Source organism: Salipiger sp. (assembly GCF_048261495.1).
Classification (GTDB): domain Bacteria; phylum Pseudomonadota; class Alphaproteobacteria; order Rhodobacterales; family Rhodobacteraceae; genus Salipiger.
In genome coordinates this window covers 38,505-62,149 of the sequence record NZ_JBLXFX010000011.1, presented here as the reverse complement: position 1 = coordinate 62,149, position 23,645 = coordinate 38,505, and the positions used below count along the sequence as shown (strand labels likewise).

Genomic DNA, 23,645 nt, shown 5'->3' with positions numbered 1-23,645 from the left:
GGTCGCGGTTCAGCGGCCCAGCGCCTCTCCCGCCGGAAGACCCGCCGCGAACCCGGCGATCAGCGCGATCTGCGCGGCCAGCATGTCGGTCCCGTCCGAGGTCGTCGCCCCCGCCGCCCGCGCGGCGCGCAGCAGCGGGGTTTCGACCGCCAGCGCCGCGATGTCCGCGACCAGCATGTCCGGGCGCAGCGCCGCGGGCGGGACGGGGAAGCGGGCGTCGCCCTTGATGCCGATGGGGGTGGCGTTGATGATCACGTCCACCGTGTCGACGGCGGCCGAAGCGACGGCCCGCGCCGTCGGCCGCCCGGTGGCGGCATCGACCATCGCAGCGGTGAAGGCCGCCGCCTCGGGGTCGAGATCCAGCAGGTCGAGCCGCGCGACGCCTTCGCCCGCCAGCGCATGGGCAATGGCGCGACCGGCCCCGCCCGCCCCGACCAGCAGCACCCGCGCTCCCGCGAGACGCGCGCGCCCGGCGCCGAGCCCGAGGACGAACCCCGTCCCGTCGAACAGCGCGCCGTGCATCGACCCGTCCGCGTCGCGCCGGACGGAATTCACCGCACCCACCGCCTCTGCGGTCGGTGTCAGCGTGGCGCAGCGTCGTGCGGCGGCGACCTTGTGCGGCACCGTCACTCCGATCCCGGCAACATTGTCGAGCGCCGCGAAGGTATCCCAGCTTGCCCCGAACTGCGCCGGGGTTACGTGGAACGGGACGGCCAGGATGTTGCGCCCCGCCGCCGCGAAGATCGCGTTTATCAGGCGCGGTGTCTGCACCTGCGCCACCGGATCGCCGAAGACCGCATAGATCCGGGAGGCGCCGTCGATGGCGGGCGCGCCGCCGGTCATGCCGCCCGCTCCGCCCCGAAGATCCGCGCGCAGCGGTCGAGCGCGATGTCCATGACCTCGGCCGGATCGCGGGCCCACCACTCGGTCGAGAAGATCTCGACCTCGACCGGGCCGGAGAACCCGGCGCGGCGCACGAGGCGCTCCATCCGCGGCAGGTCGATCACCCCGTCGCCCATCATGCCGCGATCGGTCAGCAGGTGGCGGGTCGGAACCAGCCAGTCGTTGACGTGGAAGCCCAGGATGCGGCCCGCGCGGCCCGCGCGCATCACCTCGGCCTCGAGCCGGTCGTCCCACCAGAGGTGGTGCACGTCGATCACCACCCCGACCCCGTCCCCCAGCCGGTCGCAGAGGTCGTTGGCGTGGCCGAGGCTGGCGATCACCGTGCGGTCCCCGACCAGCATGGGATGCAGCGGTTCGATGGCCAGTTTCAGACCCAGCGGCCGGGCGATTTCCAGCAGGCGGGCCGTCACCTCTTCGGCATGACGGCGGGCGGCGGGCAGGTCGGTGTGGCCGTCGACGAAGCCGCCGGTGAAGAGAAAGACGTGATCCGCCCCGAAGCGCGCGGCGCGGTTCAGCTCCGCTTCGGCCCCGGCCAGCCCCTCGGGCGTGAAGGGACCGATGCGGTTGTATCCTGAAACCGTCATGCCGTGCGACCGGAGCGCGGCAAGCGCCCTGTCCTCGCCCACCCTGTCGATCTCGTTGCCCCAGATCGACACGCAGTCGAGCCCCCGCCCGGCGCAGAGGTCGAGAAAGGCGAGCATGTCGGCGCGCTCGCGCACCGTGGCGTGGTTGAAGACGATGCCGGCCATCCGTCAGAACTTGTAGACGCCGAGCTTCGCGAAGATCTTGTAGATCCGTTCGGCATATTTCGCGAATTCGGGATATTCGCCCAGGTGCGCAGGGCGCGGGCGCGGCAGGTCGATCCGGATCTCCTCGACGATCTGGCCGGGGCTCTGCGACATCACCAGCACGCGGTCCGACAGGCCGACCGCCTCCTCGATGGAATGGGTGATGAACAGCACGGTCTTGCGCGTCTCCAGCCACAGCATTTCGAGGTCGTGCCGGATCTGCGTGCGGGTGATCGCGTCGAGCGCGCCGAAGGGTTCGTCCATCAGCAGCATCGACGGGTTGTGAACCAGCGCGCGGGCGATGGACACCCGCTGCCGCATCCCGCCCGACAACTGGCGCGGATACTTGTCTTCGGACCCCTTGATGCCCAGCCGCTCGAACAGCACCTCGGCGCGGGAACGGAATTCCTTCGCGTCGAGGCCCCGGATCTCCTGTTGCAGCATGACGTTCTGCATCGCGGTGCGGAAATCCAGCAGCAGATGGTCCTGAAAGACGATGCCGACCTCGGAAATCGGCTTGGTCAGCGGCTTGCCGTCGACCTCTATCGTGCCCTCGGAGGCAGGCTCCAGACCGGAGGCCAGCAGCAGCGTCGTGCTCTTGCCGCAGCCCGAGGGGCCGATCAGGCTGACGAATTCCCCCGGCTTGATGTCGAGGTCGATGGGACCGAGGGCGAGGAACGGATCGGCCCCGCCCTGGCCGTAGACCTTGGTGATCCCCGCGGCGCGGATCGACGCGCCGATCCGGGTGTCTCCGGCCCCCGAAAGCGGCGTCGAAGGCGTGGCGGCGGGTTTGGTGGTGTCTTGTATCATGGGGTTCCTTTCACGGCGCGGCGGCCATCAATGCCCGCTGCGGGCCCAGGGCATGAGGGTGCGTTCGGCGACGGACATGGCGCCGTTGAAGATCAGCGCGACGATGGCTGCGGCGATCAGCCCCGCGAACATCAGCGAGACGTCCATGAAGCTCGACGCCTGCATGATCATGAAACCGAGACCTTTGTTCGAGGCGATGAACTCGGCGATGATGACGCCCTCGACCGCCTTCACGATGCCGATCTTCATCCCCGAGAAGATCGCGGGCATGGCGGCGGGCAGGCGGAATTTCCAGAAGCTCTGCCATTGCGACGCGCCCATCGACCGCGAGATGTAGAACAGGCGCGGGTCGACCGCCTTGAACCCCGACATGGCGTCCACGAGGATCGGGAAGAAGCACATAAGGAAGACGATCAGCGCGGCGACCAGCGGGCCGATGCCGAACCAGATGATGAGGATCGGGCCGATCACCGTCTTGGGCATGATGTTGAGGAACACGATCACCGGGTAGAGCCCGCGCTCGAGCGCCGCAACCGAGACGAGCGCCAATGCCAGCGGCACCGCGACGATCACGCTGAGCGCAAAGCCCTGCAGGATGGTCGACGAGGTGGCGAGGGCGTGAAAGCCGATGGTCTGCCAGTCCTCGATCAGCCGTCCGAGGAAATCCGAGGGTTTGGGCACGAGCCATGCGGGCACCTCGAACCAGATCGCCAGCGCCTCCCAGAGGCCCAGCAGGGCCGAGATGGCCGCCGCCCCGATCAGGATGGAGCCCAGCATCGAGCCGCGCAGGCCGTCCAGCGCGCGCTGCAGGGGGCCGGGGCCCGTGGCCCGCAGGGTCGCGGCCGTCTGTTGGTGGGATGTCGCCATGCGTCTGTCCTGTCGTCTGTCGGTCGCTCCGGGTCGGAGGCGCGGTCGGTGCCGCGCCCCCGGGTCGGGTCAGGGGCAGGTCACCGGCTCGGCCGGCACCAGGTCGTTGGTGTAATAGGTCGTCACCGGCTTATCCGAGGACAGGTCCATCGCCGTGGTCATGACCGAGAACATCTCTTCCCAGGTTTCCGGCGGCGTCACCCCGATGGTGTCGCCGCTGCCGGCCGGGCAGACCGAGGCAAAGCTGAACACCGCCGCCTGCTTCAGCGACTCGGCGGAATTCTCGGTCTCGGGAAAGACTTCGAGAAGGTCCGCGATGGCCTTGTCGGGATCCGCCATCGCCATCTTCCAACCCTCGGCCGTGGCCTGGATGAAGCGCGCCAGCACATCGCCCTTCTCGGCGATGGTGTCCTCGCGCGCGACGAGGCTGAGGCTCGCGATGGGCACGCCGTTGTCGTAGAAATACATGTTGCCCGCCTTGATGCCCTGTGCGGCCAGCGGCACGACGATGTTCTCCGGCGTCTGTGACACGGCATCGACCTGACCCGAGTTCAGCAACCCGAGGAAGGCGGATTCCGACGCGGTGACGATCTCGACGTCATCCTCGCCGAGCCCGTTGGCCTTCATGAAGACGGGAATGAGCGGCATCATGGCGGACCCCGGCGAAACGGCAAGTTTCCGGCCCTTGAGGTCGTCGGGCCCGGAAATGCCGGAATCCGCGAGGTACTGGATTCCGAACTGGCCGGATTTCCAGATCGTCGAAATGATCTTGATCGGCGCGCCCTTGGCGGCGACGTTCAGCGTCGCGCCGGTGTCGGCATAGCCCAGGTCCACCTGCCCGGTCGCCACGAGCTGCGCCGCGACGGCGGAGCCGCGACCCTCGACCAGCTCGACCTCGAGATCATGCTTTTCGTAGACGCCTTCGACCTGCGCCACGGCAAAGCCGAGATGGGCCGAATCCGCGGTCCAGTTCATCTGCAGCGACAGCTTGTCCGCCGCCATCGCCGATGTCGCCGCGGCAGCCGCGATCAGCCCCAGCGCGGTCGCGCCGAGAATTCTTCCTGAGATACTCATTCCGTTCCTCCCATTTGTCGTAGTGCTGGACGTGACCTGAGCCGCGCGGAGTCAGTAGCGTCTCCACGGAAGCAGGAGGCGCTCCAGCAGCGCCATTCCGAAACTGAGAACCACCCCGATCAGCGAGCCGACCACGAGTACCGCGAAGATCAGCGGCGTGTTCGCGCTGTCCATCGCCCGCAGGACGAGGTAGCCGAGGCCGTTCTGCGAATTCAGCCATTCGACGACGATGACGACGGTCACCGCGATCACGATGGTGATCCTGAACCCGGAAAAGATGCTCGGGGCGGCCGACGGCAGTTCGAACAGGCGGAAGGTCTGCCACCACGAGGCGCCGACCGACCGGCTGAGATAGTACTGCCGCGGGTCGATGGATTTGAACCCCGTCACGCTGTCCACCAGGACCGGGAAAAAGGTGATGAGCGAGGTCAGCAGGATCTTGGGCAGATCGCTGAACCCGAACCAGACCAGCATCAGCGGCGCCAGCGTGACCTTGGGCAGGCCCTGTATGAAGATCACGATGGGATAGAGGATCTGCTCGGCCACGCGGAACTTGGCGATCAGGTAGGCCAGGATCACCCCCGGCACCGCGCCGGCGAGGAAGCCGATCAGGATCAGCTTGGTGGTGATGAGACCGTGGTGCAGCAGGCGGGCCCGCTCCTCGACGATGTCGGCCAGGAAATCCGTGGGGGCGGGCAGCACGAAGATCGGCACCTCGAAGGCCCGCACCGCGATCTGCCACAACACCAGAAGCCCGGCAAACCAGAGCAGCGGTTCGGTGATGCGCCGGACAAGGGATGTTTGCGTCATCGGGAAGCCCTCATGCTGATCGGGATGGCGCGCCGGAAATCGGCGACGTTGCGCTGGCGGATCCGCAACGGCCAGAGCTGGCCGATTTCGGCCGCGGCGCGGTGCAGCGCCTCGGCCAGTTCGGGCCAGCGCGATTCCGGCAGGCGCAGCAGCGGCCCGGCGATCGAGATGGTCCCGGCCACCGGCGCATCCTCGTCGGGACCGGAGCGGAACGGCACCGCAAGCGCGGCAGTGCCGGCCTCGGCCTCCTCGACCGAGGTGCCGAAGCCCTGCGCCCGCGTCCTCGCCAGGCGCTCGCGCAGTTCGTCGACGGTCCGGGCGCTGTTCGGTCCCAGTTCGCGGTTCGCCTTGAAGCCGCGGGAATAGACGATGGAGAGGGCCTCCTCCTCTGGGAGGGTCGCGAGCCAGGCCTTGCCGTTGGCGGTGGCGTGCAGGACGATTTCCTGTCCCATGTCGGGATCGTAGCGCAGCCCGGCCACGGCGCCCTGCGACCGCGCGACCCAGACCAGGTCCTGGCCTTCGAGGATCGCGAGGCGGCAGTATTCCCGGGTTTCCGCCGCCAGCCGGTCGAGCTGGGCCTGCACCACGTCGGGCACGTTTCGCCCGTCGAGGTTGCGGAACGCCAGCGTGCTCATCCGCAGCGACAGGGCGTAGTGCTGGCTCGCCTCGTCCTGGATCACCCAGCCCTGATCGACCAGCGTGACGATCAGGCGGTGCGCCGCGCTGGGGGAAATGTCCAGCCGCGTGGCAAGTTCCGAAAGTTCGACCGGCTCGCTCTCTCCCGCCAGGATTTCCAGCAGGTTCAGGCACCGGGAAACGGCTGCAACAGTCACTTTGATTCTCCTCTCCCGAAACGTTACAGGATGCTTTTCAAAATTGGAATTGATTTCTAGTCTCAAAATTCGGGGCACTTTCGACGGCATGCCGAAGCCTCCGGACAGGCGCTATCAGAGCCCCCGCGCAATGGCGATGGACCGGGCGGCTCGAAGCGCGTCGGAGCAGGAAAACAGGCGGAACGGGCGCATCGACCGGGCAGTACCGTCCGCGCCGCGCCGGGTCAGGGCGTCGCGCCGCCGGTGCCGAGGTAGGCGCGCAGGGCGTCGGGCGGATCGGCGAAAAGCGCATCGGTCGCAACCGGCGCATGAGCCCGCCCGCCCGAGACCAACACCACCTCTTCGGCAAAGCGCCGGGCGTCGGTGGGGTCGTGCGTCACCATCAGCACCAGCGCGCGAAGCTCCGCCGCCACCTCGGACACCAGCGCCAGCATATCGGCCTTGAGCGCGGGACCGAGCGCCGAGAACGGCTCGTCCAGCGCGATGATGGGGCGGTCCTGCAGCAGCACCCGCGCCAGCGCCGCGCGGCTCTGCTGGCCGCCCGACAATTCGGACGGACGGCGCCCGGCCATGCCGGCCAGCCCGACACGGGCCAGCGCCGCTTCGATCCGTCCGGCCTCGGCGCCGCGGGGCGCGCGGCCGTCCGGCCTCAGGGCAAGGCCGAGATTGCGCGTCAGATCCAGATGCGGGAACAGGTTGTTTTCCTGGAACAGCATGGCCACGGGGCGGCGGTCCGGCGGTTGCCGCGTCATCTCGCGGCCCTGCCAGACCACCCGCCCGGATTGCGGCACGCGAAAGCCCGAGATCACGTCGAGCAGGGTCGACTTGCCCGCACCCGACGGCCCGATGATCGCCACGCGCCGCTCGGGCGCGACGGACCAGTCCGCCGTCAGGGTGAAATCGCCCTCGATCAGGGTCACGGCCTCAAGCGTCAGCACCCGCGCGCCCTCCCCTGTCGAAAATCCAGAACGTCCCGAAACTGACCACCAGCAGCACCAGCGCGGCCCCGGCGGCTGCCTCCATCCGGTAGGCCCCCATCAGGCTGTAGACCCGCAGCGGCAGCGTGACCCGGTCGGGATCGGCAAACAGCGCGATCACCCCGAGATCGCCGATCGACAAGGCCGCGGTCAGCCCCGCCGCAAAGCCGAGCGGACGCCGCAGCCGGGGCAGCAGCACCAGCCGCAGCCAGGCCCCCGGCGTCAGCGCCAGCGCCCGCGCCAGCCGGCCGTAGTCGGTCCGGATCGTTTCGGCCTGCGGCGCGAGGATGCGCAGCGCAAAGGGCAGCGACACCAACGCATTGACCACCGCCGTGACGGGCAGCGCCACCGAGAAGGGGTTGATGTAGGGGCGCAGGATCAGGAACAGCCCGGTTCCCAGCACCAGCGGCGACACCGCGATCCCGGCCAGACCCACCAGCTCGCCCCTCCGGCTGGACAGTGCCAGGGCCCAGACGATGCAGAGCGCGGTCGATGCCAGCGCCACGCTGACCGAATGCCAGGCCGCGATCCAGGTGCCGGAGTCGAGCTGCGCCAGCCCCGGCAGCCCGCGCCAGACCACGCAGGCGAGCGGGGTCAGCAGGAACACCGCGACCACCGCGATCCACAGCGCATCCGCGGCCCGCGCCGCGCCGCCGCGCCCGTCCCAGCGCTGCGGCACCCGGTCCAGTCCGGCGCCGAAGCCCGCCCCCGTCCCCAGCCACAGCGCGAACAGGCCCGCGATCACCGCGAGGCCGAGCTGGATGACCGACAGCAGCGCCGCCCGCCCGAGGTCGAAATCGAAGCGCACCGCCTGGTAGATCGCCAGTTCCACCGTCGTCGCCCGCGGCCCCCCGCCGAGAGTCAGGGCGACGGCAAAACTCGACAGGCAGATGACGAAGATCACCGCGAAGGCGCCCGGCGCGATGCGCAGGATCAGCGGCGCCTCGATGGCGCGGAACATCGCGAGCGGGCCGAGCCCGAGCGATGCCGCCAGCCGGAACCGCTCGGCCGGGACGGCAAGCCAGCCCTGCAACAGCAAGCGCACCGCGAGCGGCAGGTTGAAGAACACATGCGCCAGCACCACCCCGTGCAGCCCGTAGATGCTGAACTGCGGCCCGCCCAGTGCCGCGAGTGCCCGGTTGACCAGCCCGCTTTGCCCGAAGACCGCCACCAGCCCGAGGATCGCGACGATCACCGGCAGGATGAACGGCGCTCCGAGCAACGCCACCAGCACCCCCCGCCCCGGAAAGCGCCGCCGCGCCAGGGCACGCGCGGCGGGAATGGCCAGAGCTACGCTGGCCCCCGCCGACAGCACGGCCTGCAACAGCGTGAAGCGCAGCGCCTGGAAATCGCCCGGCCCCAGCGCGCCCCAACCGCCAGACCGCGCCAGGACGGCCGCGACCGGGCCGAGCGTCAGGACCGCCACGGCCAGCGCCGCGAGGCCCCCGGGGGCGATCCCGCGCCTTATTGCGACAGGGCGCGACGCCAGGCCTCGACGGCCCCGTCCCGCAGCTCGGCGGCTTCGTCCTCCGTGTAGAACAGCACCTTTTCCGGCAATTGCAGTTCCTTGAACCCCTCGGGCCACTTTTCCGGAGACAGGGCGGCGGGGAAGGACCAGTTGCCGGTCGCGATCATCTCCTGGAACGGTTCGCTCAGGATGAAGGCCATGAACTGATCGGCAAGCTCCGGCTGATCGGTGCCTGCGACCTTGGCCGCGAGTTCGACCATGAAGTAATGCCCCTCCGGAAAGATCGCCGCCTTCTTGGTGCGATCGTCCTCGGCGATGATGTGGTAGGCGGGCGAGGTGGTGTAGCTCATCACCATGTCCGCCTCGCCGTCGGTGAACAGGCCGTAGCTTTCGGACCAACCCTTGGTCACGGTCAGGATCTTGGGAGCGAGCTTTGTCCAGGCCTCCTCGGCGCGGTCACCGAACACAGCCTCGACCCAGAGCACCGTCGCCAGCCCGGAGATCGAGCTGCGCGGATCCTGGATGACGATCTTGAGATCGTCCGGCGCGTCGAGCAGCGCCTCGAAGCTGGCGGGGGGCTCGGGCAGACGCTCCTCGTTGTAGATGAAGGCGGTATGACCGTAGTTGTAGGGCAGGAAGATCGGGTCGTCCCAGGCGATCGGCAGCGTCAGCGGCGACAGATCGAGGTTGTGCGGGGCGAACAGCCCGCTTTCGCGCGCCTTCTTCGTGACATCGGTGTTGAGACCGAAGACGATGTCGGCATCGGTCCGGTCGCCCTCGAGCAGCAGGCGCGGCAGCAGGTCGCCGGGCTTGAACTGCAGGTCGCAATCGCACTGCGCCTCGAACATCTCTTCGATTTTCGGGCCGGGGCCCCACTCCGAGACGATGTAATCGCCCGCGTAGACGGTCAGAACGTTCTCCTGCGCCAGGGCTGAGCTGGCGACGAGACATCCCGCTGCAAAGGTGATGGCCTTCATGGCATCCTCCATCATTGCGGCGAGAGGGCAAGATGGGCCTGTGGGGGCCGAAACCTTCCCTCCGCCGGTGTTAACCGGGTCAGGTTCAACGGGTTCGCATCGCTGCATCTCAGCCGGTCGCACATGGCGGGACGGCACCCCGAGGTAGCGCCAGAGCTAGCCCGCGCCGGGCGGGGTTTCAAGCGAAATCCCTTGAGGCAGGCTGTCCCCTGCCCTAGGAACGGGCGCAAAAGGAGCCCGCGCATGAGCCTCAACACCTTCGGTCATCTGTTCCGCGTCACCACCTGGGGCGAAAGCCACGGGCCCGCGCTCGGCGCGACGGTCGACGGCTGCCCGCCGGGCGTGGCCGTGGACGAGGCGATGCTCCAGGTCTGGATGGACAAGCGCAAGCCGGGGCAGAACAAGTTCACCACCCAGCGCCGCGAGGCCGACGCGGTGCGCATCCTCTCCGGCGTCTTCGAGGGCCGCACGACGGGCACGCCGGTGCAGTTGATGATCGAGAACACCGACCAGCGGTCGAAGGATTACGGCGACATTGCCGAGAAGTTCCGTCCCGGCCATGCGGACATCACCTACTGGCAGAAATACGGCATCCGCGACTACCGGGGCGGAGGACGCAGTTCGGCACGCGAAACCGCGGCGCGGGTCGCGGCCGGCGGCCTTGCCCGCGCCGCGCTGCAGGAGCTCGCGCCGGGACTGAGCATCCGCGGCTACATGACCCGCATGGGTCGCCACGCGGTCGATCCCGCGCGCTTCGAGGCGGGGGAGATCGACAACAACCCGTTCTGGTGCCCCGACCCCGTTGCGGCCGGGACCTGGGCCGACTACCTGGGCGAGTTGCGCAAGTCCGGCGACAGCGTGGGGGCCGTCGTCGAGGTCGTTGCGAACGGCGTGCCTGCCGGTCTGGGAGCGCCGGTCTACGGCAAGCTCGACACCGACCTTGCCGCCGCGATGATGTCGATCAATGCCGTCAAGGGCGTGGAAATCGGCGAGGGCATGCAGGCCGCCGAATTGCGCGGGTCGCAGAATGCCGACGAAATCACCATGGGCAATGACGGTCCGCTCTACAGTTCCAACCATGCTGGCGGCATCCTCGGCGGGATCTCGACCGGGCAGGAGGTCGTGGTACGCTTTGCGGTGAAGCCGACCTCGTCGATCCTGACGCCGCGCCGGACGATCACCAAGTCGGGCGAAGAGACCGAGATCGTCACCAAGGGTCGCCACGATCCCTGCGTCGGCATCCGCGCCGTCCCGGTGGGCGAGGCGATGATGGCCTGCGTTCTGCTGGATCACCTGCTGCTGCATCGCGGACAGATCGGCGCCAACCGGGGCAGGATCGGCCAGGGCTGATCCGGCCTCGGGGCTGATCCGACTTCGGGGCGGGTCAGAAATCCTCCCAGGCGACATCCGAATTGGCGACGGCGCGGGCCGGTGCGGGCTGCACGCTTTCGGGCGGAGCGGAGGGCGCGGGCGGGTCGAAATCCTCGATCGGGATCGAGACGGGGGTGACCTCGTCCTCGCCCTCCTCCACCGCGTCGCCGAGGAACCGTTCAAGCTGGGCGGTCAGGCGCTGCGCCTCGCTGTTGAGCTGCTGGCTGGCCGAGCTGGTTTCGCCCACCATGGCGGCATTCTGCTGGGTGACCTTGTCCAGTTCGGCCACGCCGACGTTGATCTCCTGCAATCCCGCCGATTGTTCCCGCGCGGCTGACGCGATTTCGGCCACGAGGCCGGAAACCTCAGTCACGTTGCGCACGATGTCGGACAGCGCGACGCCCGTCTGCTCGACAAGCTGACCGCCATCCTTGACCTGCTGCGAACTGTTGGAGACCAGCGCCTTTATCTCCCGCGCGGATTCCGAGGCGCGCTGTGCGAGCGAGCGGACCTCGGACGCGACGACCGAGAAACCCTTGCCGCTTTCCCCGGCGCGGGCCGCCTCGACCCCGGCGTTGAGGGCGAGCAGATTGGTCTGGAAGGCGATGTCGTCGATCACCCCGATGATCTGGGTGATCTGGTCCGAGGAGGCGGCGATGGAGCTCATCGCGGCAAGGGCCCGTTCCATCACCGCGCCGCCTTCCTCGGCGCGGATGCGCCCCTCGCCGACCCGCTGATCGGCCTCTTCGGCGCGCGCCGCGGCGGCTTTCACGCTGGAGGACAGCTCTTCCAGCGCGGCGGCGGATTCCTCGAGCGTCGCGGCCTGCACCTCGGATCGGCGCGACATTTCCGTCGACATGGAGGAAAGTTCGCGGGAATTGCGCTGCACCATGTCGGCGGAGTCGCGCAGGGAGCCGATCATGTCGCCGATCTTGGCCGAGAGGTCGTTGAAATTGGTGCATAGGGCGACATAATTCGCCCCAAGGTCCGACCATTTGTCCGCATCCAGCCGCTCGTTCACCTCGCCCTGCGCCAGCCCGCTCATCGCGTTGCCCAGCACATCGAACATCTCCAGACGCTTGGCGTGGGACTGCCGTTCGAGCTTGGCGGCGCCGTCCGCCTGCAGCAGCTTGTCCCGCAGTTCTTCCAGGTTGCGGGCAATCTGGCCGGCCTCGTCCCCACGGTCGGTGCCGGAAATCGCGGTCTCGTAATCGCCGCCCGCGATGCCGCGCACCGCCGCTGCCGCGCCCTGGAACGGTTTGGACAACACGCGGCCGAAGATCAGGACGCAGATCAAGCCGAGGCTGACCGCCGCCGCGTTGACCATGAGGAGCCAGGTGAAACTCTGCTCCATGATGCGGTCCGCCTCTGCCTCCGCCGCGGCGAAGATGCTCGAGTTCTCGCGCCGGACGGTCTGCACGATGTTCCGCATTTCCGACAACGCCGGCAGGACCTGATCGGAGAGAACCGCGTCGGTTTCGAAGATCGTGACCCCCGGCGCGACGAGGAATTCGAGCTGCGGGCCGAGCGCGGTCGAATAGGTCAGCACGCCTTTGAGCGTTTCGGGCACGTCGGGACGGCGGGCCGCGGCCGTCTCCGTCTCGACGAAGGCGACCTCGCTCCTCGCGACGATGTCGGGCAGCAGGGCAAGCTCCTCGAAGACGGGATCGATCTTGCCCGACAGCGAATGTTCGAATTCCAGCAGCCCCGACCCGATGCGGTTGATCGCCGAGGACATTTCCACCAGCACCTCGTTCTGGAACGCGATGTCATGGCCGAAATGGGTGTTTACCGTCAGTCGCTTCTGCATCCAGCCCGAGAAGACCGCCACCGCGACGGTCTGCAGCACGAAGACGGACCCGAGGATGAGAAGCTGATACTTGATGGAAAACCGGCCCATGTGCTGATCCTTGTTCCTGCGTCTCCGGGCGCAGATCGCCCGATGCGTGGAACCGCTATCAGCCAGCCGTAAACAAACCCTTGGCCTTTGCCGGTATTTTAGACACTCCGCCCGCGCGGGGCACGCGCGAGCTGCACGGCAAGGATGCCGAGCGTGATGATCGCCACCCCGACGATGTCGAGCGGCCCCAGGGCCTCCCCGAGGAACAGCGCGGCGATGGCAACCCCGAGGAAGGGGTTCAGGAAGTGGAAGGTCGAGGCCTTGACCGCGCCGATCCGGTTCACCAGCGTCACCCAGACCAGGGTCGCCGCGAGGCCGGGCACCAGCGTGGTGTAGACGAAGGCCGCGACGAGCTGCCAGGACCAGGTGACCTCGTAGGTTTCGAGGCCCAGCGACAGCGGCCAGAGCAGCGCGCTGCCCACCAGCATCTGCAGCCCGACCACCATCAGGAAATTCCCGCCGGAGGTCGCGCCGCGCACCGCCATCGTGGCGACGCTGAGCGACAGCATCCCGAGCAGGCAGAGCATGACCCCGAACGGATCCAGCCCGCCCTGAAGCCGCGCGCCCATGATCAGCACCACGCCGAGGATCCCCGCCAGAAGCCCGGCGATGCCGAGGGGGCGCAGCTTTTCGCCCTGCCAGAGCCAGCTTGCCAGCGCCACCATCAGCGGCATGGAAGAGGCGATGATCGCCGCGACCGACGCCTGCACCGTCTGCATGGCGACGAAATTCAGCCCGAGATACAGGGTGTTCTGGCAGATTCCGAAGATGATCGTCGCCCGCCACTGGGTCCGGGACAGTTTCCAGGACTGCCCCATGATCCGCGCCACGACCACGGCCAGAAGGCCCGACAGCAGGAACCTCAGCGCCAGCGCGCCGAGCGGCGGGGCGACCGCGACGATCATCCGCGCCGAGGTGAAGGCCGACGACCACATGACCGCGAAGGCCAGTCCGAGAAGAATTGCTTTTACGTCCATGTCGCGCCTCCGTCCGCGCCTAACTGTCGACATGTGGCGGCAGGTGCAAGGGGGAACGGAAAAATGCCCCGCCTGTCACGCAGGCGGGGCCAGTTAGTGCCCGTGAAGTCGGGCACTGGCGGTGTTCGGATTGGGTTGTCTGAAAGGCGCGCCCTAGTGCGGCCGCGACGCCATTTCGGCGCGGATCTGCTGGCGCAGCACGTCGATCGGCACGGTCTGGCCGTCCTTGCGGAAATGCCAGTAGGTCCAGCCGTTGCAGGAGGGGGCGCCTTCGAGATGCGCGCCGACCTGATGGATCGAGCCCTTCACGTCATCGCCCACGAGCGTTCCGTCAGCCCGCACCTTGGCGGATTTTCCGGAGGGCGAGACCAGCATTTCGCCCGGGCGCAGCATCCCGCGCTCGACCAGTTGGCCGAAGGGCACGCGCGGTTCGGCGCGCTTGGACGTGCTGACCTCTAGCGCGGAGCGGTCGAAGGCCCGGACATCGGCGATGCGCTTCGTCGCGGCCTCGATATAGGCCGGTTCGCGCTCGATCCCGATCCAGTCGCGACCCAGCATCTTGGCCACGGCGCCGGTGGTGCCGGTGCCGAAGAACGGGTCGAGCACCACGTCGCCGGGGTTGGTCGAGCCGACCAGAACACGGTGCAGCAGCGAGGTCGGCTTCTGCGTCGGATGGGCTTTGTCGCCGTTTTCGTCCTTGAGCCGCTCGCCGCCGTTGCAGATCGGCAGAACCCAGTCCGAGCGCATCTGGATGCCCTCGTTCAGCGATTTCAGCGCCTCGTAATTGAAGGTGTATTTCGCCCCTTCGGACTTCGACGCCCAGATCATCGTCTCGTGCGCATTGGTGAAGCGCTTGCCGCGGAAGTTCGGCATCGGGTTGGACTTGCGCCAGACCACGTCGTTGAGGATCCAGTACCCGGCATCCTGAAGCGCGGCCCCGACCCGGAAGATGTTGTGATAGGACCCGATGACCCAGATCGCGCCGTTCGGCTTCAGCAGCCGCTTGGCGGCGGCGAGCCATTCACGGGTGAACTTGTCGTAGACGGCAAAGGACGAGAACTGGTCCCAGTGATCGTCGACCGCATCCACCCGGCTGTTGTCCGGCCTGTGCAGGTCGCCCCGCAGCTGGAGATTGTAGGGCGGATCGGCGAAGATCAGATCGACGGACGCTTCCGGGAGCGAGCGCATCAATTCGATGCAATCGCCCTTCAGAATCGTGTTGAGAGGGAGCGCGGAGGCGCTCTTTGCTTTGGTCATCGTGTTCATTCTCTGCCTCTGTCCCCGGAGCATTTGCGCTCTCTGTGGTTGAGGACAAAGATGATTCAAAGCCGAATCGCGGTCAATTTCTTTTTTGAATCAGTCACTTGTGGAATTGCCTTGCCACAAGATATTGTGCACCGGCTTGAACGAACGCCTATGGTGTGGGGTTGCACCGAGATTTCGGAGCGCCGAAATGTGGCTTTTCGATCCATAACCCATGTTCGTCTCCCAGCCGTATCCGGGATGGTGTTGCGCCAAGTCCCGCATGAGGGCGTCGCGCCATGTTTTTGCCACAATCGAGGCCGCCGCGATGCTCACGGAGCGCCCGTCGCCCTTGATGAGCGGGGTTGCGGGGCAAGCCAGTTGCGGGGGAACGAAGCGGCCGTCGACCAGGGCGTGATGCGGCGCGCGGGGTAAGGCGGAGAGCGCCCGGTGCATGGCAAGGAGGCTGGCCTGCAGGATGTTGATCTCGTCGATCTCGGCGACCTCGGCGACGCCGATGGCGACCTCGGCGCAGTCCCGTATCGCGGCACTGAGCCGGTCGCGGGCCTTTTCGGACAGTTTCTTTGAATCGTTGAGCCCCGCCGGGATGCGGGCGGGATCGAGGATCACCGCGGCGGCCACGACCGGCCCGGCCAGCGGGCCGCGCCCGACCTCGTCAAGGCCGGCGACGAGGCGCCCCGCGCCCCAGTGCTCTGTCTCGAAGGAATCATCCGGTCCGCTCATGGGGTCAAGAACCCCGCCAGCGCCCGTGACGCAAGGGGGTAGACCGCCCTGCCCCGGCGGCGCGCAGGGGTCGGCAGAATGACGAAGGGGCCCCGGAGGGCCCCTTTGCCTTGACGTTGCGCAGCTGCGCTTCCTGTCGGAAGCGTCTTACATCATGCCGCCCATGCCGCCCATGTCGGGCATGCCGCCGCCGGCGCCAGCGCCTTCTTTCTGCGGCTTGTCGGCGACCATCGCTTCGGTGGTGATCAGCAGGCCTGCGATCGAGGCTGCGTCTTCCAGCGCGGTGCGGACGACCTTTGCGGGGTCGATGACGCCGAACTTGAACATGTCGCCATATTCGTCGGTCTGGGCGTTGTAACCGAACTTCATGTCGGTCGATTCACGCACCTTGCCCGCGACCACGGAACCGTCGACACCGGCGTTTTCGGCGATCTGACGCAGCGGAGCTTCCAGCGCCTTGCGGACGATGGTGATGCCGGCGTTCTGGTCGGAGTTCGCACCCTGCAGACCGTCGAGCGCCTTTGCACCCTGAACGAGGGCAACGCCGCCGCCGACCACGATACCTTCCTGAACGGCAGCGCGGGTCGCGTTGAGCGCGTCATCGACGCGGTCCTTGCGCTCTTTCACTTCGACTTCGGTCATGCCGCCGACGCGGATGACGGCAACGCCGCCGGCCAGCTTGGCAACACGTTCCTGCAGCTTCTCGCGGTCGTAGTCCGAGGTGGTCTCTTCGATCTGGGTACGGATCTGGGAAACGCGTGCCTCGATCTCGGCCTTCTCGCCAGCACCGTCGACGATGGTGGTTTCGTCCTTGGTGATCGAGACCTTCTTGGCGTTGCCGAGCATGTCCATGCCGACGTTCTCGAGCTTCATGCCGAGATCTTCGGAGATCACCTGGCCGCCGGTCAGGATCGCGATGTCCTGCAGCATGGCCTTGCGACGGTCACCGAAGCCCGGTGCCTTGACGGCCGCGATCTTCAGACCGCCACGCAGCTTGTTGACCACGAGGGTCGCCAGCGCTTCGCCTTCGACGTCTTCGGCGATGATCAGCAGCGGCTTCTGCGACTGGATCACCTGCTCGAGCAGCGGAACCATCGGCTGGAGCGAGGAGAGCTTCTTCTCGTGCAGCAGGATCATGCAGTCTTCGAGGTCTGCAATCATCTTGTCGGCGTTGGTCACGAAGTAGGGCGACAGGTAGCCGCGGTCGAACTGCATGCCTTCGACGACATCGGTCTCGGTCTCGAGGCCCTTGTTCTCTTCGACGGTGATGACACCCTCGTTGCCGACCTTCTGCATCGCGTCAGCGATCTGACGACCGATTTCGGCTTCGCCGTTGGCGGAGATGGTGCCGACCTGGGCGACTTCGGCCGAGTCGTTCACCGGGCGCGAGGCTGCCTTGATGGCTTCGACGACCTTGGAGGTGGCGAGGTCGATGCCGCGCTTGAGGTCCATCGGGTTCATGCCAGCCGCGACCGACTTCATGCCTTCCTTGACGATGGCCTGGGCCAGAACCGTCGCGGTGGTGGTGCCGTCACCGGCTTCGTCGTTGGTGCGGGAAGCGACTTCCTTCACCATCTGGGCGCCCATGTTCTCGAACTTGTCTTCCAGTTCGATTTCCTTGGCGACCGAAACACCGTCCTTGGTGATGCGCGGTGCGCCGAAGGACTTGTCGAGGACGACGTTGCGGCCTTTCGGGCCGAGCGTCACCTTCACGGCGTCTGCGAGGATGTTCACGCCCTTGAGCATGCGCGAACGGGCGTCGGTGTTGAACTTCACGTCTTTTGCGGACATATGCGAGTTCTCCTGATTACATTGGATTGTTGAGACGTCGGGCGCATGGGATCACGCGCTCCGGGCGCTCTCGGGAAGGAACCGCGACCCCGGGGGCCGCGACCGGATCAGGCGGCCTTGGCCGCCGCGTCGTCCTCGATGATGCCGAGGATGTCCGATTCCTTCATGATCAGCAGCTCTTCACCATCGACGGTGACTTCGGTGCCGGACCACTTGCCGAACAGGACGCGGTCGCCGGCCGCAACGGCCATCGCGATCAGCTCGCCGCTGTCCTTGCGGGCGCCTTCGCCGCAGGCCACGATCAGGCCCTCGGCGGGCTTTTCCTTGGCGCTGTCGGGGATGATCAGACCGCCCTTGGTCTTTTCGTCGCTTTCGATGCGGCGAACCAGCACGCGGTCATGAAGCGGTTTGAATGCCATCTTCGAGTCTCCTAGCTCAAAGGTTATCCTTGCGGCCCTCGGGGCCGGTTATCACTCACCCTTGTCGAGTGCTAACGGCGCATAGCTAGGCAGATGATCGAGTCGTGTCAACAATACTTCGGGGAATTTTTTCGGGCCCGGCGACGGGGGCCGTTGCGGCACGCCGCCTGCCGTCCAGATGGGAAGCGCGCGACGGTATTCAACCCCCGCATCCCCCCGGCGCGGGCATTGCGCGGTTTCCCTCCGCCCCGCAAACACCCCCGACGCCCGGGCGGGCGGGGCAACTGTCGGCACTATCGACGTGCATTAGGTCAACAAGTCTGATCTTGTAGGGTCGTAAGCTACCATCCCGAGATTCGGACGACTGATTTCATGGCCCTGCGTTCCGCCGCACCGATCCATTCCGCCCCGCCGCTGCAACGACCTCCCGACAACATGCGCGGGATCATCCTGATGGCCGCGGGCTTCTTTGCCTTCGGCGTCACCGACATGCTGGCCAAGCTGCTGACCTCGGAGCTGCATCCGTTCCAGATCGTCTGGTTCCGCCAGCTCGGCCTGCTTGCCGGAGTGCTGGTGCTGTTGTCGGTCAAGGGCTTTCACGTCCTGCGCACGCCGCATCCGGTGCTGCAGATCACCCGAGGCGCGGCGGCCGTGACCTCGGCCTGCCTGTTCATCTTCGCGCTGCGCTACGTCCCGCTGGCGGATGCCACGGCGGTGACCTTCATCGCGCCGTTCATCGTGACCATCCTCGGCGCCGTGCTGCTGCGCGAGCCGGTCGGCATCCGGCGCTGGCTTGCGGTCGGCGCGGGGTTCATCGGAATGCTCATCGTCATCCGGCCCGGCGCGGGCGTGTTCCATCCGGCGATCTTCTTCGTTGTCCTCGCGGCCTTCGTCTTTTCCGCCCGGCAGTTGCTGTCGCGCATGGTCAGCGGCGACGATTCCATCGCGACCACGGTCAGCTATACCTCGATCACCGCGGCCCTGCTGATCTCGATCCCCCTGCCCTTCGTCTGGGTGACGCCCGACCACGCCTCGACCTACCTGCTGGCATTCGGGATGACCGTCGGCGCGGCCCTGGGCGAATCCCTCATCATCCGGGCGCTCGACGTGGCGCAGGCGGTGGTGGTGACCCCGGTGCACTATTCGCTGATCATCTGGGGCACGCTCTACGGCTACATCGTCTTTGCCGACCTGCCCGACGCCTGGACCTTTCTCGGCTGCGCGATCATCGTGGCCTCCGGTCTCTACACCCTGAACCGCGAACGCATCGCCGCCCGCCGCAAGAAGGCCGACGCGGCCTGAGGCTCAGCCCGCGTCCCCCTCGGCCCAGTCCCAGGGACGGGTGAACCCGCCCAGCGTCCGGCCCACCGCCCCGGCATCGGCGTCGTGGCGCGCGACCTGCGCCACCAGCCCGCGCTTGCGGTCGTCGACGACCGAGACGACCCGCGCCGGAAGGCCCGCCGCCTCGAGCGCGCCGTTATAGACCCGGGTGATCGCCTGCTTGCGCAGATCCGGCTTGAACACCTTGCCCACGGCGGTCTTGGGAAGCTCGTCGAGGATGGTCAGGTGCTTGGGAATCGCAGCGCGTTCGTGGATGTGCACCCGCGCGTGCTGCAACAGCTCCTCCTCGGTCGCGCTCGCGCCGGAGACAAGTTCGACGAAGGCGCAGGGCAATTCCCCGGAGTGGGCGTCCGGCTGGCCGATCGCCCCGGCAAAGGCGACGGCGGGATGCGAGAGCAGCGCCTCCTCGATCTCGGCAGGGTCGATGTTGTGGCCGCCCCGGATGATGAGATCCTTCGCCCGCCCGGTGATCCAGAGATAGCCGTCCGCGTCCATCCGCCCGAGATCCCCTGTGCGCAGGTAGATCCCCTCGTGGAACAGTTCGCGGTTCTTGTCCTCTTCGGTGTAGGTCGAGCCCGCGTAGACACCGGGGCTGGCGACGCAGATCTCGCCCACCTCGTCGACCTCGCAGGCACGCGGGCCGTCGGGAGTGCCCTGCACGATCTTCACGTGGGTGTAGGGAAAGGGAATGCCGATGGAGCCGACGCGCTTTTCCCCGTCCGGCGGGTTGACCGACACGAGGCAGGTCGCCTCGGTCAGGCCGTAGCCTTCGCAGATCGACACGCCGCAGGCCGCCTCGAACCGCTTGAACAGCTCCAGCGGCATCGGCGCGGACCCGGAAAAGGCGTTCTTGATGCTGGAGATGTCCGCATCCACCTTGCGCTGCATCAGCGCCGAAACGGCGGTCGGCACGGTGATGACGAAGGTGATCTTCCAGCGCTCGCAGAGCTTCCAGAAGTTGTCGAACACCCCCTCCCCGCGATAGCCCGCCGGGGTCGGAAAGACCACGTGCGCGCCCGAACACAGCGCCGCCATAAGGATGACGTGGCTTGCGAAGACGTGGAACAGCGGAAGCGGGCACATCACGTTGTCTTCGGGACGGAACAGCAGCGTCGCGCCGAGCCAGCCGTTGTAGAGCATCCCGGAGTAGAGATGCTGCGCCACCTTGGGCATCCCGGTGGTGCCGCCGGTGTGGAAATAGGCGGCGACCCGATCCTCCGTCGCATCCTCGAAGGTCAGCGTGGTCGGTTGCCGGCGCATCTCGCGGTTGAAGCACTTCACGTCCGCATGCGGCACCCCGGAGGTCTTGGGACGCAAAAAGGGCACCAGCCAGGATTTCGGCGGACTCAGGTAGCGGTTGAGGTCGACCTCGAGCACCGTGTCGACATTCGGCGCGTGGCGGCAGGCCTCGGACACCTTCTGCGACACGTCGGTCTTGGGAAAGGACTTGAGCGTCACCACCACCTTGGCGTTGGTTTCGCGCAGGATGGCGGCGATCTGTTCGGGCTCCAGCAAGGGGTTGATCGGGTTGACGATCCCGGCCACGGCCCCGCCGAGCAGCGCAAGCACGGTCTCGGTGCAGTTCGGCAGCACGTAGGCGATGGTGTCCTTCGGACCGATACCGAGGCTCCGGAACAGGTTCGCCGCCTGGCTCACCTTGTCCTTGAGCTGGCGCCAGCTCAGCGTCTCGGCACTGGCCCCGGGGTCCGAGAACAGCTGGTAGCTGACCGCCGGACGATCCGGAAAATCAAGCGCCGTGCGGGACAGTTGCCCGTAGAGCGATACCGGAACATCCCGGTCCGCCCACGGCATTTCCGCTTCCATGGCATCCCTGTCGGCGACGCTTGCAAAGCTCATCGGCCAATCTCCTCCCATCCCGTGTTCCCCACCCTCGGCGGGGCCTCTCCTCGGGGCAGTCTGTTCAGCTTCGCCGGACCGCGCAAGCCATGTGGACGTGACGGCAGAGGTCCGGTGACGCCACGTTCCGGAACGCGCGGCTCAGGCCGCGGCCTCGGTCGGGATGCGCAGCACCTGACCGGGATAGATCTTGTCCGGGTCGCTCAGCATCGGCTTGTTGGCCTCGAAGATCTCCTGGTAGCGCGCGCCGTTGCCCAGCGTCTTCTCCGCGATCTTCCAGAGCGAATCGCCCTTTTCGACCGTGTGGAACACCGCGTCCGACGCTTCCTCGGCCTCGACCTCGGCCACGCCCTCGACATTGCCGACCGCAAGGATGACCTTCTCGCGTTCGGCCGGGGTCAGCGATCCGCCCGACACCGTCACCTTGTCGCCCTCGACGGTGATGTCCACGCCATCCGCCTTGAGACCGAGGTCGGCGACCTCCTTCTTCAGCACTTCGGCCGTGGGCGCCGCATCGCCGCCGCCCACCAGGGATTTTCCGGATTTCTTCCAGAAGTTGAAAAGGCCCATGACATCCATCCTCCGTTCAATGCCCTGCCAGTGTCACGGCAGCCGCCCGGCGGGGCAAGGGGAAAGACCCGGCCCGCGCCGCGCGACCGCGCTATTCCGCCGCCATGCCGTCGGTGAACTGAAGCCGGGCCAGCCGCGCGTAGAGGCCGCCCTCGGCCACCAGCGCGTCATGACCGCCCTGCGCCACGATGCGCCCGTTTTCCATCACCACGATGCGGTCGGCCTTCTTTACCGTCGCCAGCCGGTGCGCGACGATGATCGTGGTGCGCCCTTCGGCCAGCCGGTCCACCGCCTGCTGCACCGCCCGTTCGCTTTCCGCGTCCAGCGCCGAGGTCGCCTCGTCCAGCAGCAGCACGGGCGCATCGCGCAGGATCGCGCGGGCGATGGCGATGCGCTGTTTCTGCCCGCCCGACAGCATCACCCCGCGCTCGCCCAGCCCGGTGCCGTAGCCGTCCGGCAGCGCCGCGATGAAATCGTGGGCCGCGGCCGCGCGCGCCGCCGCCTCGATCTCGGCATCGGTGGCATCGGGGCGGCCGAAACGGATGTTGTCGCGGGCGGTTGCGGCAAAGATCACCGGGTCCTGCGGCACCAGCGCCATGTGCTTGCGGAAGGCATCGCGGCTCAGCCCGGTCAGGGCCAGCCCGTCAAGGCGCACGGTGCCGCCGTCGGGATCGTAGAACCGCTGGATCATCTGCACGATGGTGGTCTTGCCCGCGCCCGACGGGCCGACCAGCGCCACGGTCTCGCCCGGCCGGATCACCAGGTCGATGGCATCCAGCGCCCGGACGCCGGGGCGCGACGGGTAGGAGAAGGTGACGCCGTCGAAGACGATCTCGCCGCGCACCGGCTCGGGCAGGGCCCGAGGCTCTGCCGGGTCCTGCACGGCATCCTCGACCTGAAGCAGTTCCACCAGCCGTTCGGTCGCCCCCGCCGCGCGCTGAAGCTCGCCGAAGATTTCGGACAGCGAGGCGACGGCCCCCGCCACCATCACCGAATAGATCACGAACTGCACCAGCGCCCCGGCGCTCATCTCTCCGGCCCGCACGTCCCAGGCTCCGATCCAGAGCACGCAGACCACCCCGGTAAAGACCAGAAAGATCACGATTGCGGTCATCAGCGCGCGGGTCCAGAGCCTGCGCCGCGCGGCGTCGAAGGCCTTTTCGGTGACCTCTCCGAAGGCCGCGCGCGAGATCGTCTCGTGCGTGTAGGCCTGCACGGTCTGCACCGCCGAAAGCGCCTCGGCCGCATTGCCCGAGGAGGCGGCGATCCAGTCCTGGTTCTCGCGCGAGAGCTTGCGCAGCTTCCGCCCCAGCGTGAGGATCGGCACGATCACCACCGGCACCAGCAACAGCACCATGCCCGTCAGCTTGGCCGAGGTGAACAGCATCAGCACCAGCCCGCCGAGGAACATGAGCGCGTTGCGCAGCGCGATCGACACCGAGGAACCGATGACCGACTGGATCAGCGTGGTGTCGGTGGTGATGCGGCTCAGCACCTCGCCGGTCATGACGTTCTCGTAAAAGACCGGAGACAGGCCGATCACCCGGTCGAACACCGCCTTGCGGATGTCGGCCACCACCCGTTCGCCCAGCCGCGTGACCAGCGCGTAGCGCAGCGCCGTGCCGACGGCCAGCAGCGCCGCGATGGCCAGCGCCGCGCCGAAGTAGAGGTCGAGCAGACCGTCCTCGGCGTTGAAATTGTCGACCACGCGGCGCACCGCCAGCGGCAGGGTCAGGGAGACCGCCGCCGTGAGCATCAGCGCCAGCGTGGCCAGGACGATCATGCCGCGATAGGGCGCCATGAACGGCCAGAGGTCCGCCAGCGAGCCCAGTCGGCGCGACTTGCCGCGCTCCTCCGCGACGGCGGTTGCCGGGTTTCCGTGGGCCATGCTCTCTCCTGTTCATGTGCCGCGCGTTTGTGCCATGC

The 23,645-nt window shown here is 67.4% G+C and carries 21 protein-coding genes and 1 riboswitch; of the genes, 2 read left to right on the top strand and 19 right to left on the bottom strand.

The genetic code is table 11. The annotated features are described in order from the left end of the window. Positions 1-9 precede the first annotated feature (9 nt). From ACN0RJ_RS18845 to ACN0RJ_RS18800, 10 genes are all read right to left on the bottom strand, one after another. Positions 10-843, bottom strand: coding sequence for a shikimate dehydrogenase family protein (locus tag ACN0RJ_RS18845; protein ID WP_417725259.1), 834 nt, complete (start codon positions 841-843; stop codon positions 10-12). Next, complete coding sequence (locus ACN0RJ_RS18840; RefSeq protein WP_417725258.1) at positions 840-1,652, bottom strand: sugar phosphate isomerase/epimerase family protein; 813 nt, start codon at positions 1,650-1,652, stop codon at positions 840-842. Before ACN0RJ_RS18840 ends, ACN0RJ_RS18845 begins: the two co-directional genes overlap by 4 nt. Positions 1,653-1,655: 3 nt before the next feature. Next, complete coding sequence (locus tag ACN0RJ_RS18835; protein ID WP_417725257.1) at positions 1,656-2,501, bottom strand: ABC transporter ATP-binding protein; 846 nt, start codon at positions 2,499-2,501, stop codon at positions 1,656-1,658. Positions 2,502-2,528: 27 nt separating this feature from the next. Then, positions 2,529-3,368 carry an ABC transporter permease gene (locus ACN0RJ_RS18830; RefSeq protein WP_417725256.1) on the bottom strand — a complete coding sequence of 280 codons (840 nt, stop codon included), beginning with the start codon at positions 3,366-3,368 and terminating at the stop codon, positions 2,529-2,531. 69 nt (positions 3,369-3,437) lie between these two features. Beyond that, positions 3,438-4,442 (bottom strand): ABC transporter substrate-binding protein, encoded by a 1,005-nt coding sequence (locus ACN0RJ_RS18825; RefSeq protein ID WP_417725255.1) that lies wholly within the window; start codon positions 4,440-4,442, stop codon positions 3,438-3,440. 51 nt (positions 4,443-4,493) lie between these two features. Then, the gene (locus tag ACN0RJ_RS18820) at positions 4,494-5,252 is read right to left on the bottom strand and encodes an ABC transporter permease (RefSeq protein WP_417721585.1); all 759 of its coding nucleotides are present in this window, start codon (positions 5,250-5,252) and stop codon (positions 4,494-4,496) included. Then, positions 5,249-6,085, bottom strand: coding sequence for an IclR family transcriptional regulator (locus ACN0RJ_RS18815; RefSeq protein ID WP_417721586.1), 837 nt, complete (start codon positions 6,083-6,085; stop codon positions 5,249-5,251). The genes ACN0RJ_RS18820 and ACN0RJ_RS18815 overlap by 4 nt, the downstream gene beginning before the upstream one ends. A 224-nt stretch (positions 6,086-6,309) precedes the next feature. Then, positions 6,310-7,023: an ATP-binding cassette domain-containing protein gene (locus ACN0RJ_RS18810; RefSeq protein WP_417725254.1), complete on the bottom strand. Its 714-nt coding sequence runs from the start codon at positions 7,021-7,023 to the stop codon at positions 6,310-6,312. Continuing rightward, on the bottom strand, positions 7,010-8,551 hold the full coding sequence (locus ACN0RJ_RS18805; protein WP_417725300.1) for a thiamine/thiamine pyrophosphate ABC transporter permease ThiP: 1,542 nt from the start codon (positions 8,549-8,551) through the stop codon (positions 7,010-7,012). Before ACN0RJ_RS18805 ends, ACN0RJ_RS18810 begins: the two co-directional genes overlap by 14 nt. Then, positions 8,527-9,507 (bottom strand): thiamine ABC transporter substrate-binding protein, encoded by a 981-nt coding sequence (locus ACN0RJ_RS18800; protein ID WP_417721635.1) that lies wholly within the window; start codon positions 9,505-9,507, stop codon positions 8,527-8,529. Before ACN0RJ_RS18800 ends, ACN0RJ_RS18805 begins: the two co-directional genes overlap by 25 nt. Positions 9,508-9,546: 39 nt before the next feature. Continuing rightward, positions 9,547-9,659, bottom strand: a riboswitch (TPP riboswitch). Positions 9,660-9,750: 91 nt separating this feature from the next. On the opposite strand from ACN0RJ_RS18800, the gene aroC reads away from it, so the two are divergent. After that, the gene (gene aroC, locus ACN0RJ_RS18795; protein WP_417725253.1) at positions 9,751-10,857 is read left to right on the top strand and encodes a chorismate synthase; all 1,107 of its coding nucleotides are present in this window, start codon (positions 9,751-9,753) and stop codon (positions 10,855-10,857) included. Positions 10,858-10,891: 34 nt separating this feature from the next. Here the strand turns inward: aroC and ACN0RJ_RS18790 are convergent, their stop codons facing one another. From ACN0RJ_RS18790 to ACN0RJ_RS18765, 6 genes are all read right to left on the bottom strand, one after another. Continuing rightward, complete coding sequence (locus ACN0RJ_RS18790; RefSeq protein ID WP_417725252.1) at positions 10,892-12,778, bottom strand: methyl-accepting chemotaxis protein; 1,887 nt, start codon at positions 12,776-12,778, stop codon at positions 10,892-10,894. Between the two features lie 98 nt (positions 12,779-12,876). Continuing rightward, positions 12,877-13,755 carry a DMT family transporter gene (locus ACN0RJ_RS18785; RefSeq protein WP_417725251.1) on the bottom strand — a complete coding sequence of 293 codons (879 nt, stop codon included), beginning with the start codon at positions 13,753-13,755 and terminating at the stop codon, positions 12,877-12,879. Between the two features lie 153 nt (positions 13,756-13,908). Next, entirely contained in the window at positions 13,909-15,021 is a 1,113-nt protein-coding gene (locus tag ACN0RJ_RS18780) for a site-specific DNA-methyltransferase (RefSeq protein ID WP_417721591.1), read from the bottom strand. A 90-nt stretch (positions 15,022-15,111) separates the two neighbouring features. Next, the gene (locus ACN0RJ_RS18775; RefSeq protein WP_417721592.1) at positions 15,112-15,741 is read right to left on the bottom strand and encodes a ribonuclease HII; all 630 of its coding nucleotides are present in this window, start codon (positions 15,739-15,741) and stop codon (positions 15,112-15,114) included. 147 nt (positions 15,742-15,888) lie between these two features. Continuing rightward, entirely contained in the window at positions 15,889-17,532 is a 1,644-nt protein-coding gene (gene groL, locus ACN0RJ_RS18770) for a chaperonin GroEL (protein WP_417721593.1), read from the bottom strand. A 107-nt stretch (positions 17,533-17,639) separates the two neighbouring features. Next, positions 17,640-17,951 carry a co-chaperone GroES gene (locus tag ACN0RJ_RS18765; RefSeq protein ID WP_417725250.1) on the bottom strand — a complete coding sequence of 104 codons (312 nt, stop codon included), beginning with the start codon at positions 17,949-17,951 and terminating at the stop codon, positions 17,640-17,642. Positions 17,952-18,323: 372 nt separating this feature from the next. On the opposite strand from ACN0RJ_RS18765, the gene ACN0RJ_RS18760 reads away from it, so the two are divergent. Beyond that, positions 18,324-19,253 (top strand): DMT family transporter, encoded by a 930-nt coding sequence (locus ACN0RJ_RS18760; protein WP_417725249.1) that lies wholly within the window; start codon positions 18,324-18,326, stop codon positions 19,251-19,253. Positions 19,254-19,256: 3 nt separating this feature from the next. On the opposite strand, the gene ACN0RJ_RS18755 is transcribed toward ACN0RJ_RS18760, so the two are convergent. The 3 genes from ACN0RJ_RS18755 to ACN0RJ_RS18745 form a co-directional block, all read right to left on the bottom strand. Further along, on the bottom strand, positions 19,257-21,149 hold the full coding sequence (locus tag ACN0RJ_RS18755; RefSeq protein ID WP_417725248.1) for an acyl-CoA synthetase: 1,893 nt from the start codon (positions 21,147-21,149) through the stop codon (positions 19,257-19,259). A 141-nt stretch (positions 21,150-21,290) separates the two neighbouring features. Continuing rightward, positions 21,291-21,719, bottom strand: a complete 429-nt coding sequence (lysM, locus tag ACN0RJ_RS18750; RefSeq protein WP_417721597.1) for a peptidoglycan-binding protein LysM — start codon at positions 21,717-21,719, stop codon at positions 21,291-21,293. Positions 21,720-21,810: 91 nt separating this feature from the next. Next, complete coding sequence (locus tag ACN0RJ_RS18745) at positions 21,811-23,607, bottom strand: ABC transporter transmembrane domain-containing protein (protein WP_417725247.1); 1,797 nt, start codon at positions 23,605-23,607, stop codon at positions 21,811-21,813. Positions 23,608-23,645 lie beyond the last annotated feature (38 nt).

What these genes read in the sequence shown, in the direction of transcription:
- ACN0RJ_RS18845 (WP_417725259.1), bottom strand. Translation starts at nt 843, where the DNA reads ATGACCGGCGGCGCGCCCGCCATCGACGGCGCCTCCCGGATCTATGCG.
- ACN0RJ_RS18840 (WP_417725258.1), bottom strand. Translation starts at nt 1,652, where the DNA reads ATGGCCGGCATCGTCTTCAACCACGCCACGGTGCGCGAGCGCGCCGAC.
- ACN0RJ_RS18835 (WP_417725257.1), bottom strand. Translation starts at nt 2,501, where the DNA reads ATGATACAAGACACCACCAAACCCGCCGCCACGCCTTCGACGCCGCTT.
- ACN0RJ_RS18830 (WP_417725256.1), bottom strand. Translation starts at nt 3,368, where the DNA reads ATGGCGACATCCCACCAACAGACGGCCGCGACCCTGCGGGCCACGGGC.
- ACN0RJ_RS18825 (WP_417725255.1), bottom strand. Translation starts at nt 4,442, where the DNA reads ATGAGTATCTCAGGAAGAATTCTCGGCGCGACCGCGCTGGGGCTGATC.
- ACN0RJ_RS18820 (WP_417721585.1), bottom strand. Translation starts at nt 5,252, where the DNA reads ATGACGCAAACATCCCTTGTCCGGCGCATCACCGAACCGCTGCTCTGG.
- ACN0RJ_RS18800 (WP_417721635.1), bottom strand. Translation starts at nt 9,507, where the DNA reads ATGAAGGCCATCACCTTTGCAGCGGGATGTCTCGTCGCCAGCTCAGCC.
- aroC (WP_417725253.1), top strand. Translation starts at nt 9,751, where the DNA reads ATGAGCCTCAACACCTTCGGTCATCTGTTCCGCGTCACCACCTGGGGC.
- ACN0RJ_RS18790 (WP_417725252.1), bottom strand. Translation starts at nt 12,778, where the DNA reads ATGGGCCGGTTTTCCATCAAGTATCAGCTTCTCATCCTCGGGTCCGTC.
- ACN0RJ_RS18785 (WP_417725251.1), bottom strand. Translation starts at nt 13,755, where the DNA reads ATGGACGTAAAAGCAATTCTTCTCGGACTGGCCTTCGCGGTCATGTGG.
- ACN0RJ_RS18780 (WP_417721591.1), bottom strand. Translation starts at nt 15,021, where the DNA reads ATGAACACGATGACCAAAGCAAAGAGCGCCTCCGCGCTCCCTCTCAAC.
- ACN0RJ_RS18775 (WP_417721592.1), bottom strand. Translation starts at nt 15,741, where the DNA reads ATGAGCGGACCGGATGATTCCTTCGAGACAGAGCACTGGGGCGCGGGG.
- groL (WP_417721593.1), bottom strand. Translation starts at nt 17,532, where the DNA reads ATGTCCGCAAAAGACGTGAAGTTCAACACCGACGCCCGTTCGCGCATG.
- ACN0RJ_RS18765 (WP_417725250.1), bottom strand. Translation starts at nt 17,951, where the DNA reads ATGGCATTCAAACCGCTTCATGACCGCGTGCTGGTTCGCCGCATCGAA.
- ACN0RJ_RS18760 (WP_417725249.1), top strand. Translation starts at nt 18,324, where the DNA reads ATGGCCCTGCGTTCCGCCGCACCGATCCATTCCGCCCCGCCGCTGCAA.
- ACN0RJ_RS18755 (WP_417725248.1), bottom strand. Translation starts at nt 21,149, where the DNA reads ATGAGCTTTGCAAGCGTCGCCGACAGGGATGCCATGGAAGCGGAAATG.
- lysM (WP_417721597.1), bottom strand. Translation starts at nt 21,719, where the DNA reads ATGGGCCTTTTCAACTTCTGGAAGAAATCCGGAAAATCCCTGGTGGGC.
- ACN0RJ_RS18745 (WP_417725247.1), bottom strand. Translation starts at nt 23,607, where the DNA reads ATGGCCCACGGAAACCCGGCAACCGCCGTCGCGGAGGAGCGCGGCAAG.